General features: G+C 71.9%; 15 protein-coding genes. 4 read left to right on the top strand and 11 right to left on the bottom strand.

Annotated features, from left to right (window positions below):
- Positions 1 to 81 precede the first annotated feature (81 nt).
- On the top strand, positions 82 to 282 hold the full coding sequence (locus tag IE251_RS01310) for a PspC domain-containing protein (RefSeq protein WP_014674578.1): 201 nt from the start codon (positions 82 to 84) through the stop codon (positions 280 to 282).
- A 96-nt stretch (positions 283 to 378) separates the two neighbouring features.
- Here the strand turns inward: IE251_RS01310 and IE251_RS01305 are convergent, their stop codons facing one another.
- The gene (locus IE251_RS01305; RefSeq protein ID WP_189751041.1) at positions 379 to 747 is read right to left on the bottom strand and encodes an ATP-binding protein; all 369 of its coding nucleotides are present in this window, start codon (positions 745 to 747) and stop codon (positions 379 to 381) included.
- A 143-nt stretch (positions 748 to 890) separates the two neighbouring features.
- Positions 891 to 2,087 (bottom strand): adenosine deaminase, encoded by a 1,197-nt coding sequence (locus IE251_RS01300; protein WP_189751040.1) that lies wholly within the window; start codon positions 2,085 to 2,087, stop codon positions 891 to 893.
- A 130-nt stretch (positions 2,088 to 2,217) separates the two neighbouring features.
- Here IE251_RS01300 and IE251_RS01295 point away from each other — a divergent pair, with 130 nt between their 5' ends.
- On the top strand, positions 2,218 to 2,979 hold the full coding sequence (locus IE251_RS01295) for a dienelactone hydrolase family protein (RefSeq protein ID WP_189751039.1): 762 nt from the start codon (positions 2,218 to 2,220) through the stop codon (positions 2,977 to 2,979).
- Positions 2,980 to 2,992: 13 nt separating this feature from the next.
- On the opposite strand, the gene IE251_RS01290 is transcribed toward IE251_RS01295, so the two are convergent.
- The gene (locus IE251_RS01290) at positions 2,993 to 3,346 is read right to left on the bottom strand and encodes a hypothetical protein (protein WP_189751038.1); all 354 of its coding nucleotides are present in this window, start codon (positions 3,344 to 3,346) and stop codon (positions 2,993 to 2,995) included.
- Positions 3,347 to 3,482: 136 nt separating this feature from the next.
- The gene (locus IE251_RS01285; RefSeq protein WP_189751037.1) at positions 3,483 to 4,433 is read right to left on the bottom strand and encodes a LysR family transcriptional regulator; all 951 of its coding nucleotides are present in this window, start codon (positions 4,431 to 4,433) and stop codon (positions 3,483 to 3,485) included.
- 63 nt (positions 4,434 to 4,496) lie between these two features.
- On the opposite strand from IE251_RS01285, the gene IE251_RS01280 reads away from it, so the two are divergent.
- Positions 4,497 to 5,819, top strand: coding sequence for an MFS transporter (locus tag IE251_RS01280; RefSeq protein WP_189751036.1), 1,323 nt, complete (start codon positions 4,497 to 4,499; stop codon positions 5,817 to 5,819).
- 164 nt (positions 5,820 to 5,983) lie between these two features.
- Complete coding sequence (locus IE251_RS01275; protein WP_189751035.1) at positions 5,984 to 6,997, top strand: sigma-70 family RNA polymerase sigma factor; 1,014 nt, start codon at positions 5,984 to 5,986, stop codon at positions 6,995 to 6,997.
- On the opposite strand, the gene IE251_RS01270 is transcribed toward IE251_RS01275, so the two are convergent.
- The 7 genes from IE251_RS01270 to IE251_RS01245 all read right to left on the bottom strand — a co-directional run bounded on the left by IE251_RS01270 (position 6,881) and on the right by IE251_RS01245 (position 13,663).
- Positions 6,881 to 7,234 carry an STAS domain-containing protein gene (locus tag IE251_RS01270; protein ID WP_189751034.1) on the bottom strand — a complete coding sequence of 118 codons (354 nt, stop codon included), beginning with the start codon at positions 7,232 to 7,234 and terminating at the stop codon, positions 6,881 to 6,883. The genes IE251_RS01275 and IE251_RS01270 overlap by 117 nt on opposite strands.
- A gap of 55 nt (positions 7,235 to 7,289) precedes the next feature.
- Complete coding sequence (locus IE251_RS01265; RefSeq protein WP_189751033.1) at positions 7,290 to 7,874, bottom strand: Uma2 family endonuclease; 585 nt, start codon at positions 7,872 to 7,874, stop codon at positions 7,290 to 7,292.
- Positions 7,875 to 7,969: 95 nt separating this feature from the next.
- Positions 7,970 to 9,253, bottom strand: coding sequence for a thymidine phosphorylase (locus IE251_RS01260; RefSeq protein WP_189751032.1), 1,284 nt, complete (start codon positions 9,251 to 9,253; stop codon positions 7,970 to 7,972).
- 72 nt (positions 9,254 to 9,325) lie between these two features.
- On the bottom strand, positions 9,326 to 9,730 hold the full coding sequence (locus IE251_RS40560) for a cytidine deaminase (protein WP_268253303.1): 405 nt from the start codon (positions 9,728 to 9,730) through the stop codon (positions 9,326 to 9,328).
- A complete protein-coding gene (locus IE251_RS40555; protein ID WP_229896524.1) occupies positions 9,727 to 11,013 on the bottom strand; it encodes an ABC transporter permease in 1,287 nt (428 codons plus the stop codon). Before IE251_RS40555 ends, IE251_RS40560 begins: the two co-directional genes overlap by 4 nt.
- Entirely contained in the window at positions 11,013 to 12,140 is a 1,128-nt protein-coding gene (locus IE251_RS01250) for an ABC transporter permease (protein ID WP_030600717.1), read from the bottom strand. The genes IE251_RS40555 and IE251_RS01250 overlap by 1 nt, the downstream gene beginning before the upstream one ends.
- The gene (locus IE251_RS01245) at positions 12,137 to 13,663 is read right to left on the bottom strand and encodes an ABC transporter ATP-binding protein (protein WP_200692480.1); all 1,527 of its coding nucleotides are present in this window, start codon (positions 13,661 to 13,663) and stop codon (positions 12,137 to 12,139) included. The genes IE251_RS01250 and IE251_RS01245 overlap by 4 nt, the downstream gene beginning before the upstream one ends.
- Positions 13,664 to 13,764: the final 101 nt, after the last annotated feature.

Here is a 13,764-nt window from a genome sequence, read left to right as displayed (position 1 = left end):
TACCGTTGATGGCAGTTGAGGGACCCGTCCCGGGTCCCGCCACCGGCTCGGGAGCGAGCCGACGACGACGGAGGAGCCGACATGACCGCCCTTTCCCGCCCCACCCACGGCCGCGTGATCGGCGGAGTCTGCGCCGGACTGGCCCGCCGCTTCGGTACGTCGGCCACGACGATGCGGGTGATCTTCCTGGTGTCCTGCCTGCTGCCGGGCCCGCAGTTCCTGCTGTACATAGCGCTGTGGCTGCTGCTGCCGTCCGAGGACAAGGCCCGCACCGCCTGGTGACGCGCGGGCCCGCCCGGTGAGCGGCGGGGGCGGAGCACACCGCGGGGGCGCGTCCGGACGTGCCGGAGCGCCCCGCGTGCCCCGCGGCGGCCGGGGTCAGCCGAGCGGAAGCCCGTTGACCGGCGTGCCCTTGACCGGCAGTCCGCCGAGCAGGCCGGCGACCGGCTTGGTCGGCCCCTCGGCCACGGCGTGCTCGGCGACGGGCTGCGCGACCACCAGCCCCTTGCGGGCGGCCGGCACCGCGGCGGCGACACCGCGCTTGGCCAGGGGCTTGAGCGTCTTCACCGCTCCGCTGTCGGGCAGCGCGTCCACGACCTGCCCGGGCGGCAGCAGCTTGGTGACGGTGTCCAGGGTGTGGGCGGCGTCCGGGGCGGCCGGGGCCGCGTTGGCCGCGCCCGCGCCGATGGCGGCGACGGCGGCGCCCAGGGCGGCGACACCGAGGGTCTTGGCAGCAGACTGCTTCATGGTGCATGCGTCCTTGCGTGCGGAGACGGGGGATCACGAACGATCTGAGCGGTCCACGACCGTAAACACCGGACACCACCCACCGCAAACACCGAAATAGGGACACCACGGGAAAACGCACCCGTGTTCCCCACCCGCCCGGCCTACGACGGTCCGTCCTTCGAGCGGCCGGAACCGCTGGTAGACGCGGTCTGCTGGAACAGCCATTCGGATTTCAGCTCGGCATATCCGGGCTTGATGACCTCGTTGATCATCGCCAGTCTTTCATCGAAAGGGATGAACGCCGATTTCATCGCATTGACGGAGAACCATTGGAGGTCGTCGAGCGTGTAACCGAACGCGTTGACGAGGTGCTCGAATTCCCGGCTCATGCCGGTGTGCGACATCAGCCGGTTGTCGGTGTTCACGGTGACCCGGAAGTGCAGCCGGCGCAGCAGCCCGATCGGGTGCTCGGCGTAGGAGGCGGCCGCGCCGGTCTGGAGGTTGGAGGTGGGGCACAGCTCCAGCGGGATGCGCTTGTCGCGCACGTAGGAGGCGAGCCGGCCGAGCATGACCGAGCCGTCCTCGTGGACGTCGATGTCGTCCACGATCCGCACCCCGTGCCCGAGCCGGTCGGCCCCGCACCACTGGATCGCCTGCCAGATGGAGGGCAGCCCGAAGGCCTCACCGGCGTGGATGGTGAAGTGGTTGTTCTCCCGCTTCAGATACTCGAAGGCATCCAGGTGCCGGGTGGGCGGGTGACCGGCCTCGGCACCGGCGATGTCGAAGCCGACCACGCCCGAGTCCCGGTAGCGGTTGGCGAGTTCGGCGATCTCCAGGGAGCGGGCCGCGTGCCGCATGGCGGTCAGCAGGGCGCCGATCCGGATGCGGTGCCCGGCCTCGCGGGCCAGCCGCTCGCCCTGCCGGAACCCCTCGTCGACGGCCTCGACCACCTCCTGAAGGGTCAGCCCCGCGTCCAGGTGCTGCTCGGGCGCGTAGCGGACCTCGGCGTAGACGACCCCGTCCGCGGCGAGGTCCTCGGCGCACTCCCGGGCGACCCGGATCAGGGACTGCCGGGTCTGCATCACCGCGGCGGTGTGGCGGAAGGTCTCCAGATACCGCTCCAGGGACCCGGAGTCGGCGGCCTGCCGGAACCAGCCGCCCAGCCGGTCCGGGTCGGTCTCGGGCAGCCCGGCATAACCGCATTCCCGGGCGAGTTCGAGCACGGTACGGGGGCGCAGGCCGCCGTCGAGATGATCGTGCAGCAGTACCTTGGGCGCGCGGCGGATCTGGTCCGGCGTGGGAACGCGGGCCGGAACGGTCGCCGGGACGGCCCCCTTCGGTGCGGTCTGGCTCGTCATTTCCGCACTCTAACTCCTACGCGCGTAGAGCGCCCGGTGTACGGAATTGTCTCCGGCGCTTTTCCGTCGATACGCAATGGTGACCCGCCGTACGGGTTTCGTATACCGCCCCTTCTGACACTGTTCTGTCATGGGACAGCAAGCGACGCCGGAGCGAACGGCCAGGCTGGGAAAGGCGGTCGGCCCGGCGCCGACACCGGTGTGCGGAGCGGTGCTGCTGCTCCCCGACGGCCAGGAGGTCTCCACCCGCCGGCCCTCACCCGTGCGGCCCCTCTCCCTCATCCGCTCCCTGGGCCGCGCCCTCGCCCGCGCGGGCCGCGCCGAGGGGCTGGCGGTGCACCGCGTCCGCTACCGCTACCGCGGCTGGAACGGCGGCGAGGCGCATCTGGCGGCGGACGCGGAGTGGGCCGCCGAGGAGGTCGTACGCCGCTACGGCGATGTGCCCGTGTGCCTGGTCGGCGTCGACATGGGCGGCCGGGCGGCACTGCGCTCCGGCGGTCACGAGGCCGTCAACTCCGTGGTGGCGCTGGCTCCGTGGCTCCCGGAGGAGGACATGGCCGCTCCCGCCGAACCGGTGAAGCACCTGGTGGGCCGCCGGATCCTGATCGCCCACGGCACGAACGACGAACGTACGGACCCGGAGCTGTCCTTCCGCTACGCGGCGCGGGCGAAGAAGGCGAACCGCGAGGTGTGCCGCTTCGAGGTGCACTCCGACGGCCACGCACTGCACGGCCATCGCTCCGAAGTCCTCGCCCTGACCACCGACTTCGTCCTGGGCGCCCTGTTCGGCCACCCCGTCTCCCGGCCGGTGGAGGACGCCCTGGCGGCTCCCCCGCCGATCGGCCTGCGGATGCCGTTGGCGGCGGGGTTCGGGCGGTCGTTGCGGCGGTAGCGCCGGGCGGGGCTCAGCGGAACTCGTGCACCAGCCGGATCCGGCCGACGATGTGGGCGTTGAACTCGTCCAGCTCCTCGGCCGGGACCCACAGTTCGAGGATCGTGCGTCCGCCGGCCTGCCGGACCGGGTACCTGCGCAGGAAGCCGGAGTCCACGTCGAAGCGGGTGACGAAGCCGGCGCCGTCGTGCTTGACGTTCCAGTCGCGCGCGATCTTCACGGCGTACTCCTCGTCGAGCACCGGGTAGAAGATCGGCTGCTCGGGAAGCCGGGGCGGCCAGGCACGCCAGTCCAGCTCGCGCACCAGCTCCAGTTCCCTGGGGCCGGTGGGGCGCCACAGGGTCGTCGTCGCTCGCGGGCTGGTCATCGCGGTCGCTCCTCGTCACGGCGGCCGGCCGGGCGGCCGGCCGGGGCCGACGGTACCGACCGCGGGCGCGCGGCGGCCATCGGGTTTCGCTTCCGGTCCCCGCGACCGGGAAAGCCGCTCAGGGCCTTGAGGGCGCTCAGGGCAGCAGGTTGCCCCTTCTCGACAGCAGGAACTTCTTGAACGCCGCGACCGGCGGGGTGTCCGGGCGGTCGGCGAGCCACGCCACGCCGATCTCCCGGGCCGCTCGCGGAGCCGTCACCGTCAGCTCGACCACGCCGGGGCGGGGGACCGTCGGCGGGGGCAGCAGGGCCACGCCGAGACCGGCCGCGACCAGGCCCCGCAGGGTCTCGGCCTCCTCGCCCTCGAACGCGACCCTCGGCCGGAAGCCCGCCTGGCGGCACAGGTCGTCCGTGATGCGGCGCAGGCCGTAGCCGGGCTCCAGGGTGACGAAGGTTTCCTCGGCCGCCTCGGCCAGGCGGATGCGGCGGCGGGCGGCCAGCCGGTGGTCCGCGGGGACGACCAGGCGCAGTTTCTGCTCGTCCAGGCGGCGGGCCACCAGGTCGGGGGCGTCGGGCACCGGCGAGGTGAGGCAGAGGTCCAGCTCGCCGGCGCGCAGCCGCTCCAGCATCGCCTCGCCGTAGTTCTGGACCAGGCTGAAGCGGACGCGCGGGTGGTCGGCGCGGAAGGCGTGCAGCAGGCCGGGTACGGTCTCCGCGCCCATGGTGTGCAGGAAGCCGAAGGCGACCTTGCCGGTGGCCGGGTCGGCGTCCGCGCGGACCTCCTCGGCGGCCCGTTCGACCTCGGCGAGGGCCCGCTCGACGGAGGCGAGGAAGGTGCGGCCGGCGGTGGTCAGGGAGACCGTGCGGCCGTGCCGGGCGAACAGCTCGACGCCCAGGTCCCGTTCCAGGCGGGCCATCGCGCGCGAGAGGGTGGACTGGGGGACGTTCAGCTCCTGCGCGGCCCGGGTGACGTGCTCGGTGCGGGCCACCCCGGCGAAGTAGGCGAGGCGCGGCGCGAGCAACAGCGCCATGTCTTCTGTGTCACTGAACGGTGACAGCCGGGCCTGTGAGCTTCGCTGATGCGCCATGGGAACGATTATGGCCGTTCCATGCATTGGACGCATGAGCCGCGTCGTCCTTACCGTCGAGGCATGTCTCCCGCCAGTACCGGGGCGTCCACCAGCGTGGGCGCCGTACCGTCCGTTCCCGTCCCCGACTCCTCCGGCTCCGACGCCACCGGCTCCGACTCCCGTATGACTCCGGGCGGCCCCGGCTACCGCCGGATGAGCCTCGCCCTCTTCCTCGCCGGGGTCGCGACCTTCGCCCTGCTGTACTCCACCCAGGCGCTGCTGCCGCTGATCTCCGGGGAGTTCGGGGTCGCGGCGAGCGAGGCGAGCTGGACGGTGGCGGCGGCGACCGGCGGGCTGGCCCTGTTCGTGCTGCCGATGAGCGCCCTGTCGGAGCGGTTCGGCCGCCGTACGGTGATGACGGCCTCGCTGGCCGTCGCCGTCGCCGTCGGTCTGCTGGTGCCCTTCGCGCCGTCGATCGGCGCGCTGGTGGTGCTGCGGGGCGTGCAGGGCGCGGCGCTGGCGGGTCTGCCGGCCTCGGCAACGGCCTACCTGGCCGAGGAGGTCCGGCCGAAGGCGCTGGTCACCGCCATCGGGCTGTTCGTGGCGGGCAACAGCGTCGGCGGCATGAGCGGCCGGGTGATCACCGGCTGGGTCGCGCAGGAGTGGGGCTGGCGGGTCTCGGTCGGCGTCATCGGCGCCCTCGCGGTCGCGTGCGCGGTGGCGTTCCGGCTGCTGCTGCCTGCGCCGCGCCACTTCACGCCCGGCTCGCTGCGGCCCCGGGTCCTGTACGGCACGGTCCGCGGCCACCTCGCCGATCCGCTGCTGCGCCGGCTGTACGCGATCGGCGCGCTGTTCATGACGGTGTTCGGCGGGGTCTACACGGTGATCGGCTACCGGCTGACGGCGGCGCCGTTCGGGCTGCCGCAGGGCATCGTGGGCTCGATCTTCCTGGTCTACCTGGTGGGCACGGTGTCGGCCTCGGCCGCGGGCCGGCTGGTGGGCCGGTTCGGCCGCCGGGGCGCGCTGTACCTGGCGGGCGGTACGACGGCGGCGGGACTGCTGCTGTCGCTGGCCGCGTCGCTGCCGCTGGTCCTGCTGGGCCTGGTGCTGATCACGGCGGGTTTCTTCGCCGGGCACGCGGTGGCCTCCTCGGCGGTCGGCAAGACGGCCACGCACGGCCGCGCCCAGGCCTCGGCGCTGTACCAGTCGGCGTACTACATCGGCTCCAGCGCGGGCAGCACGGTCGGCGCGCTGGCCTTCCGCACGGGCGGCTGGGCGGGCACGGTCGGCGTGGGCCTGCTGGCGGTGCTGGGCGTGGTGACGATCACCGTGCTCGGTTCCGTGGCGGCACGGCGGTCGGTGGCGAACCCCGGGCGCGCCTCCGTACGGGCCACGGCGCACTGAGGCCGCCCCGCGGGGGGGGGCTCCGGGCGCTGGGCAGCCGCCACGGCGCCTTGGCGCGGCGGGCATTTTCCGACTCCGGCGGTCAATGTCGGTGGGCTGCGGTAGCTTCCGAGGTGCTGGGGCGCGAGGTGCGCCACGGGGAAGGCCACAGGGGTGGGTGGACGATGGGCAACGGAACGGCGACGGCGGACCTCGATGTCGCGCTGGAGAAGCACCGGACCGAGCTGACCGGGTACTGCTACCGGATGCTCGGTTCCTCCTTCGAGGCCGAGGACGCGGTGCAGGACACCCTGGTCCGGGCCTGGCGGAACCACGAGAAGTTCGAGGGCCGTTCCTCGCTCAGGTCGTGGCTGTACCGGATCGCGACGAACGTGTGCCTGGACATGCTGTCGGCGGGCAACAAGCGGGCCCGGCCGATGGACCTGTCCGAGGCCACCCCGCTCGCGCAGGCGGCGCTCAACCCGCGCCCGGACCACACCTGGCTGGAGCCGATGCCGGACGCGCGGGTGCTGCCGGCCGTGGCGGACCCGGCGGAGGCGGCGGTCGCCAAGGAGTCGGTGCGGCTCGCCTTCATGGCGGCGCTCCAGCAACTGCCGCCCAAGCAGCGGGCGGTGCTGATCCTGCGCGAGGTGCTCGCGTGGAAGGCGAGCGAGGTTGCCGAGCTGCTGGAGACCTCGGTGGCCTCGGTGAACAGCGCGTTGCAGCGGGCCCGGGCCACGCTCGCGGAGCGGGCGGACGCGGGGCCCGAGGGGGCGGTGTCCGATCCGCTGGACGAGGAGCAGCAGAGGCTGCTGGAGCGGTACGTCAAGGCGTTCGAGGGCTATGACATGACGGCGCTGACGGCGCTGCTGCACGAGGACGCCATCATGACGATGCCGCCGTTCGACCTGTGGCTGCGCGGCACGTCCGACATCACCGGCTTCATGACCACCATCGGCGCCTCCTGCGCCGGGTCCCGGCTGGTGCCGGTCCAGGCCAACGGCCTGCCGGCGTTCGCGCACTACAAGCCCGACCCGGAGAACGGCGGTTTCACGCCGTGGGCGGTGCAGGTGCTGGAGATCTCAGCCGGCCGGATCACCGGTTTCCACTGCTTCCTCGACACCCAGCGGTGGTTCCCGCTCTTCGATCTGCCCCTCCGTCTGGAAGCGGAGGCCGAGCAGGTCCAGCAGGGCGAGTAGCGCGGGAGAGGCGTCCCGCAGCCGTATCCGCCCGCCGGCCCGGCGGGCGGTCAGCTCCAGCCGGGCGAGCAGATCGACGGCCGCCAGCCCCGGCGGCCCGAGCCCGCCCACGTCACACACGACCACCCCGCCCGCACGTCCCGCGAGCGCCTCCCGCACGGCGGCGCACCACCCCGCCACCTCATCGGGGCGGACGGGACCGGTCAGCACGAGCACGAGGGGCGTCTTGGCATCCACGTGCGGATAGACCGCCCGGGCGGCCGGAACTCATCGCCGCCCGGCTTGAAGGACCTCAGTCCACCGGCCACTCACCGGTGTCGATGGTGATCCCGAACGGCTCCGGCAACTTGATCGGATCGCCGAACTTCACGGCGGACAGCACGCGGTAGACCTCGCCCTTCGGCTCGCCGTACAGGGTGGCGGTGGGGCCTCCGGGGGCCCAGCGGTCGACGAGGAGGTAGAGCGGGATGCCCGCGGTGGCGTAGGCGGCCGGCTTGCTGACGCGGTCGTGGCGGGCGTTGGACTTGGAGGTGACCTCGACGACGAGTTCGGCGAGGGCGGCGGGGGTGTGGGAATCCGAGTCCTGGCGTGCCTCCACCGGCACCACCAATAGGTCCGGAATGAACATGCCCAGCCGCGACGGGACGGCGATGGCCTCGGTCTGGAAGATCTCCCAGTCCTCTGGGATCACAGAATAAAGGCGACGCTGAATGCGAGCCGCGATCAGGTTGTGACGGAACGCGGGAGCAGGTGACACGGTGACGATCCCCTCGATGATCTCCACCTTGCTGCCCTCAGGCCATTCCATCTCCTCCCAGAACCGGACGAGGTCGTCCCAGCTCTGCTCGGCGTCGTGGCTGACGGTGAGTGCGCTCATGGCGGTCTCCTATCGGTGCGTCACCGATCCCAGCATGCCGAACGGGACCGGTACAGGTCCACCGGTCCCGTTCACCCGAATGGGGAAACCGCAGGTCAGGCGATGCGTTCCAGGACCACCGGGGTGGGCTCGAAGGTGGTGTCCGGGGCCGCGATGTCGTAGGAGCCCGTCACGGCCTGGAGGGCGTACTCGAAGCGGTCCGGGGTGTCGGTGTGGAGGGTGAGGAGGGGCTGGCCCTCGGTCACCCGGTCGCCGGGCTTGGCGTGGAGTTCGACGCCCGCCGCCGCCTGCACCGGGTCCTCCTTGCGGGCGCGGCCGGCGCCCAGGCGCCAGGCGGCGATGCCGATGTCGTAGGCGTCGAGGCGGGTCAGGACACCGGTGGCGGGGGCCTTCACCACGTGCTGTTCCTTCGACGTGGGCAGCGGGGCGTCCGGGTCGCCGCCCTGGGCCGCGATCATCCGGCGCCAGACGTCCATCGCCGAGCCGTCGGCCAGCGCCTTCGCCGGGTCGGCGTCCTTCAGCCCGGCGGCGTCCAGCATCTCCCGGGCCAGCGCGAGCGTCAGTTCCACGACGTCCGCCGGGCCGCCGCCCGCCAGGACCTCCACGGACTCGCGGACCTCCAGCGCGTTGCCCGCCGTCAGGCCCAGCGGGGTGGACATGTCCGTGAGCAGCGCGACCGTCTTCACCCCGTGGTCGGTGCCGAGGCCCACCATCGTGGACGCCAGTTCGCGGGCGTCCTCGATCGTCTTCATGAAGGCGCCGGAGCCCACCTTGACGTCCAGCACCAGCGAGCCGGTGCCCTCGGCGATCTTCTTGGACATGATCGAGGAGGCGATCAGCGGGATGGCCTCGACCGTTCCGGTCACGTCCCGCAGTACGTAGAGCTTCTTGTCGGCGGGGGCCAGGCCGTCGCCCGCCGCGCAGATCACCGCGCCGGTGGTGTCGAGGACGTTCAGCATCTCCTCGTTGGAGAGCAGGGCGCGCCAGCCGGGGATCGACTCCAGCTTGTCCAGGGTGCCGCCGGTGTGGCCGAGGCCCCGGCCGGAGAGCTGGGGCACGGCCGCCCCGCAGGCCGCGACGAGCGGGGCCAGCGGCAGGGTGATCTTGTCGCCGACGCCGCCCGTGGAGTGCTTGTCGGCCGTCGGGCGGGACAGCGAGGAGAAGTCCATGCGCTCGCCGGAGGCGATCATGGCCGCCGTCCAGCGGGCGATCTCGCGGCGGTTCATGCCGTTCAGCAGGATCGCCATGGCGAGCGCGGACATCTGCTCGTCGGCGACCTCGCCGCGGGTGTACGCGTCGACGACCCAGTCGATCTGCTGGTCGGTCAGCTCGCCGCGGTCCCGCTTGGTGCGGATGACGGAGATGGCGTCCATGGCCATGGCTGGGGCTTCCTTCCGGGAGGTGCGAAGTGTGCGGCCCCCCTGCGGACGGGGCAGGGGGGCCGTACGGCGTTACTGGGTGAGATGGTCCGGTCCGAAGGCCTGGGGCAGCATCTCGGCGAGCGTCAGGACGCCCGCGGGGGTGTCCAGCAGCAGGTCCGGGCCGCCGAACTCGTACAGCAGCTGGCGGCAGCGGCCGCACGGGACCAGCAGGGCGCCGGCGCCGTCGACGCAGGTGAAGTGGGTCAGCCGGCCGCCGCCGGTGCGCTGGAGCTCGGAGACCAGGCCGCACTCGGCGCACAGGCCGACGCCGTAGGAGGCGTTCTCCACGTTGCAGCCGGTGACCGTGCGGCCGTCGTCGACCAGGGCCGCGACCCCGACCGGATAGCCCGAGTAGGGGGCGTAGGCGTGGGACATGGCCTCCCGCGCCAGGGCGCGCAGCGGCTCCCAGTCGAAGGCGTCGTCGTGCCGGGTCACTTGCCCTGGCCCTTCCGGTAGCGCATGCCGTCCGCCTTGGGCATCCGCAGCCGCTGCGCGGACAGCGAGAGCACCAGCAGCGTGACGACATACGGGGTGGCGCCGACGAAGTCGCTCGGGACCTCGTCGGTGAGCAGGTACCAGACCAGCACCAGCACGGCCATGACGGCGCTGACCACGCCCTGGACCACGGCCTTCTTGTACAGCTTCCAGCCGGCCAGCAGCGCGAGCAGGACGACCAGGAGCAGCAGCAGCGCGTGCACGGTGACGCCGCCGTTGCGCAGCTGGAGGGCGTCGGAGTAGCCGAACAGGCCCGCGCCCATGGCCAGCCCGCCGGGCCGCCAGTTGCCGAAGATCATGGCGGCGAGACCGATGTAGCCGCGGCCCGCGGTCTGGCCCTCCAGGTAGGTGTGCGAGGTGACCAGCGCGAGGAACGCGCCGCCGAGGCCGGCCAGACCGCCGGAGACGGCGACGGCCGCGTACTTGTACCGGTAGACGTTGACGCCGAGGGACTCCGCGGCGACCGGGTTCTCACCGCAGGAGCGCAGCCGCAGCCCGAACGGGGTGCGCCACAGCAGCCACCAGCTGCCGACGAACAGCAGCACGGCCACGATCGTGATCACGGACAGGTTGGTGACCAGGCCGCCGACGATGCCGGCGAGGTCGGAGACCAGGAACCAGTGGTGCTTCTCGATGGAGGCGAGACCGTCGGACAGGCCGGGGACGGTGATGTCGGGCAGCGAGTCCGCGGGCGGGGACTGCTTGGGGTTGCCGCCCTCCTGCGCAGCCGTGCCGTCGGCGAAGAACAGCTTGGCGAGGTACTGGGTGGCACCGAGCGCGAGCAGGTTGACGGCGACGCCGGAGACGATGTGGTCGACGCCGAAGGTGACGGTGGCGACGGCGTGCACCAGACCGCCGAGGACGCCGAAGCCGATGCCGCACAGCAGGCCGAGCCAGGGGCTGGACTGCCAGCCGACCCAGCCGGCGCCGAAGGTGCCGAGGATCATCATGCCTTCGAGGCCGATGTTGACCACGCCGGCCCGCTCCGACCACAGGCCCGCGAGTCCGGCGAGGCCGATCGGCACGGCGAGGCCGAGCGCGGCGGCGACCTGGCCGGAGGAGTCCAGCTGGTTGGAGTCGGTGATCATCCGGACGGCCGCGAGGAGCAGCAGGGCGCCGGCGACGATCATGAGGACCTGGCCGAGGGAGCGGCCCGAGCGCTGGGGCGCGCCGGGTGCCTTGGGCGCCGCGGGCGGCGGCGTGTCGGTCATCGTGGCAGTCATCACGCCACCTCCTGCTTCTTCGTCGGGGCGGCGGCCTGGGCGGCGAGTTCCGCGCCGACCCGCTGCTGCTGGCGCTTGAGGCCGTAGCGCCGGACGACCTCGTAGGCGATCACGACGCACAGGACGATGACGCCCTGGATCACGCCGAGGATCTCCTTGTCGTAGCCCTGGAACTCCAGGTGGTTGGTGGTGCGCTCCAGGAAGCCCCAGAGCAGGGCGCCGAGCGCGATGCCGATCGGGTTGTTGCGGCCGAGCAGCGCGATGGCGATGCCGGTGAAGCCGATGCCGGTGGGGAAGCTGTTGTCGTACTGGTGGCTCTCGTTCAGCAGCGTGGGCATGCCGATCAGACCGGCCACCGCACCCGAGATGATCATGCTGGTCGCGACCATCTTCTTCACCGACACACCGCTCGCGGCGGCGGCGCTCTCGGACTGGCCGACGGTGCGCAGGTCGAAGCCGAACCGGGTGCGGCCGAGCACGAACCAGTAGGCGAGGCCGACGATCACGGCGACGACGATGAAGCCGTCCAGCACACCGGCCGGGCCGGTGTCGATGCTGAAGAAGAACGAGGACGACGGCAGCGGCTCGGTGGAGACCAGGGTGCCGCCCTGCTGGAGTTCGCCGAGCCGCTCGGGCTGGAGCAGATAGCCGATGACGGCGGTGGCGATGGAGTTCAGCATGATGGTCGCGATGACCTCGCTGACGCCCCGGGTCACCTTCAGCACACCGGCGATGGCCGCCCACAGGGCGCCGGTCGCCATGGCGCAGATCATGATCAGCGGGATGGCGATCCAGCCGGGCACGGCCAGCGCGCCGCCGAGGACGGCGGCGATGAACGCGGCGAGCCGGTACTGGCCGTCGACACCGATGTTGAACAGGTTCATCCGGAAGCCGACGGCGACCGCGATACCGGCGAGGTAGTACGTGGTGGCCTTGTTCAGGATGTAGACCTGGCTGTCGCTGGCGAAGCCGTAGCTCATCATGTCGCTGAACGCGGCGCCGGGGTTCTTGCCGGTCGCGAGGATCACCAGGGCGGTGACGACGAGCGCGGCGACGACCGCCAGCAGCGGCGCGGCGATGCCGAGGGCCAGCCGCTCCTTGTCGATGCGTGAGGTCAGCTTGTTCATCGCTCGTCGTCCTCTGTGTGCTCCAGGTGGCCGGTGGCCGCACCCGTCATGGCGGAGCCCAGCTCTTCGGGGGTGATGGTGGCGGGGTCGGCGTCGGCGACCAGACGGCCCCGGTACATCACCCGCAGGGTGTCGGACAGGCCGATCAGCTCGTCCAGGTCGGCGGAGATCAGCAGTACGGCCAGGCCCTCGCGGCGGGCCTCGCGGATGTAGTCCCAGATGGCCGCCTGGGCGCCGACGTCCACACCACGGGTGGGGTGGGCGGCGATCAGCAGCTTGGGGTTGTGGCTCATCTCGCGGCCGACGATCAGCTTCTGCTGGTTGCCGCCGGACAGCGAGGCCGCGGTCACGTCGATGCCGGGGGTGCGGACGTCGTACGACTTGACGATCCGCTCGGTGTCGGCGCGGGCCGCCTTGATGTCGAGCAGCGCGCCGCGCGAGTTGGGCTTCTCGCTGACGTGGCCGAGGATGCGGTTCTCCCACAGCGGGGCTTCCAGCAGCAGGCCGTGGCGGTGGCGGTCCTCGGGGATGTAGCCGATGCCGGCCAGGCGGCGGTCGCGGGTGGCGGCGCCCGAGATGTCGGCGCCGTCGAGCGTGATGACGCCGGCGTCGGGCTGCCGCATGCCCATGATCGCCTCGACCAGCTCGGACTGGCCGTTGCCCTCCACGCCGGCGATGCCGAGGACCTCGCCCTTGTGGATGGTGAAGGAGATCTCGTCGAGGATGACCCGCTCGATGCCGTCGAGGCCGGTCTGCGTCAGGTGCAGGCCCGCCAGCTGAAGCATCGGGACGTCCGTGACGGTGGACTCCTCGGTGTCCGGGCTGGGCAGCTCGCTGCCGACCATCAGCTCGGCCAGCTGCTTGGGGGTGGTGGTGCGCGGGTCGGCGGTGCCGACGGTGGTGCCGCGCCGGATGACGGTGATCTCGTCGGCGACCGACAGCACCTCGCCCAGCTTGTGGGAGATGAAGATGACGGTGAGGCCCTCGGCCTTCAGCTCGCGCAGGTTGTCGAAGAGCGCCTCGACCTCCTGCGGCACGAGCACGGCGGTCGGCTCGTCGAGGATGAGGGTGCGGGCGCCGCGGTAGAGGACCTTGAGGATCTCCACGCGCTGGCGGTCGGCGACACCCAGCTCCTCCACGAGGACGTCGGGCCGGACGTTCAGGCTGTACGCGTCCGAGATCTCCTTGATCCTGGCGCGGGCCCGGCCCCCGATGCCGTGCAGCTTCTCCGCGCCGAGGACGACGTTCTCCAGCACGGTGAGGTTGTCGGCGAGCATGAAGTGCTGGTGCACCATGCCGATGCCGCGGGCGATGGCGTCGCCGGGGTTGTGCAGGACGACCTGCTCGCCGTTGACCGTGATGGTGCCCTCGTCCGGCTGCTGCATGCCGTAGAGGATCTTCATCAGGGTGGACTTGCCGGCACCGTTCTCACCGCACAGGGCGTGGACGGTGCCCGTGCGTACGGTGATGTCGATGTCGCGGTTGGCGACGACGCCGGGGAAACGCTTGGTGATGCCGCGCAGTTCGACGGCAGCGGGCGGGCTGGACGCGTTGATGGCGCACTCTCCTCGGGGAAAGAGGCTGCGGGGAGGGGGCAGGCGTCGGCGACGCTAGCGCGGCAACT

The sequence above is a fragment of the Streptomyces eurythermus genome (assembly GCF_014649115.1).
Lineage (GTDB): Bacteria > Actinomycetota > Actinomycetes > Streptomycetales > Streptomycetaceae > Streptomyces > Streptomyces eurythermus.
This window is presented reverse-complemented; position numbering and strand designations above follow the sequence as displayed.

Coding starts and splice junctions, on each gene's coding strand:
- IE251_RS01310 (WP_014674578.1), top strand. CDS start 82: ATGACCGCCCTTTCCCGCCCCACCCACGGCCGCGTGATCGGCGGAGTC.
- IE251_RS01305 (WP_189751041.1), bottom strand. CDS start 747: ATGAAGCAGTCTGCTGCCAAGACCCTCGGTGTCGCCGCCCTGGGCGCC.
- IE251_RS01300 (WP_189751040.1), bottom strand. CDS start 2,087: ATGACGAGCCAGACCGCACCGAAGGGGGCCGTCCCGGCGACCGTTCCG.
- IE251_RS01295 (WP_189751039.1), top strand. CDS start 2,218: ATGGGACAGCAAGCGACGCCGGAGCGAACGGCCAGGCTGGGAAAGGCG.
- IE251_RS01290 (WP_189751038.1), bottom strand. CDS start 3,346: ATGACCAGCCCGCGAGCGACGACGACCCTGTGGCGCCCCACCGGCCCC.
- IE251_RS01285 (WP_189751037.1), bottom strand. CDS start 4,433: ATGGCGCATCAGCGAAGCTCACAGGCCCGGCTGTCACCGTTCAGTGAC.
- IE251_RS01280 (WP_189751036.1), top strand. CDS start 4,497: ATGTCTCCCGCCAGTACCGGGGCGTCCACCAGCGTGGGCGCCGTACCG.
- IE251_RS01275 (WP_189751035.1), top strand. CDS start 5,984: ATGGGCAACGGAACGGCGACGGCGGACCTCGATGTCGCGCTGGAGAAG.
- IE251_RS01265 (WP_189751033.1), bottom strand. CDS start 7,874: ATGAGCGCACTCACCGTCAGCCACGACGCCGAGCAGAGCTGGGACGAC.
- IE251_RS01260 (WP_189751032.1), bottom strand. CDS start 9,253: ATGGCCATGGACGCCATCTCCGTCATCCGCACCAAGCGGGACCGCGGC.
- IE251_RS40555 (WP_229896524.1), bottom strand. CDS start 11,013: ATGACTGCCACGATGACCGACACGCCGCCGCCCGCGGCGCCCAAGGCA.
- IE251_RS01250 (WP_030600717.1), bottom strand. CDS start 12,140: ATGAACAAGCTGACCTCACGCATCGACAAGGAGCGGCTGGCCCTCGGC.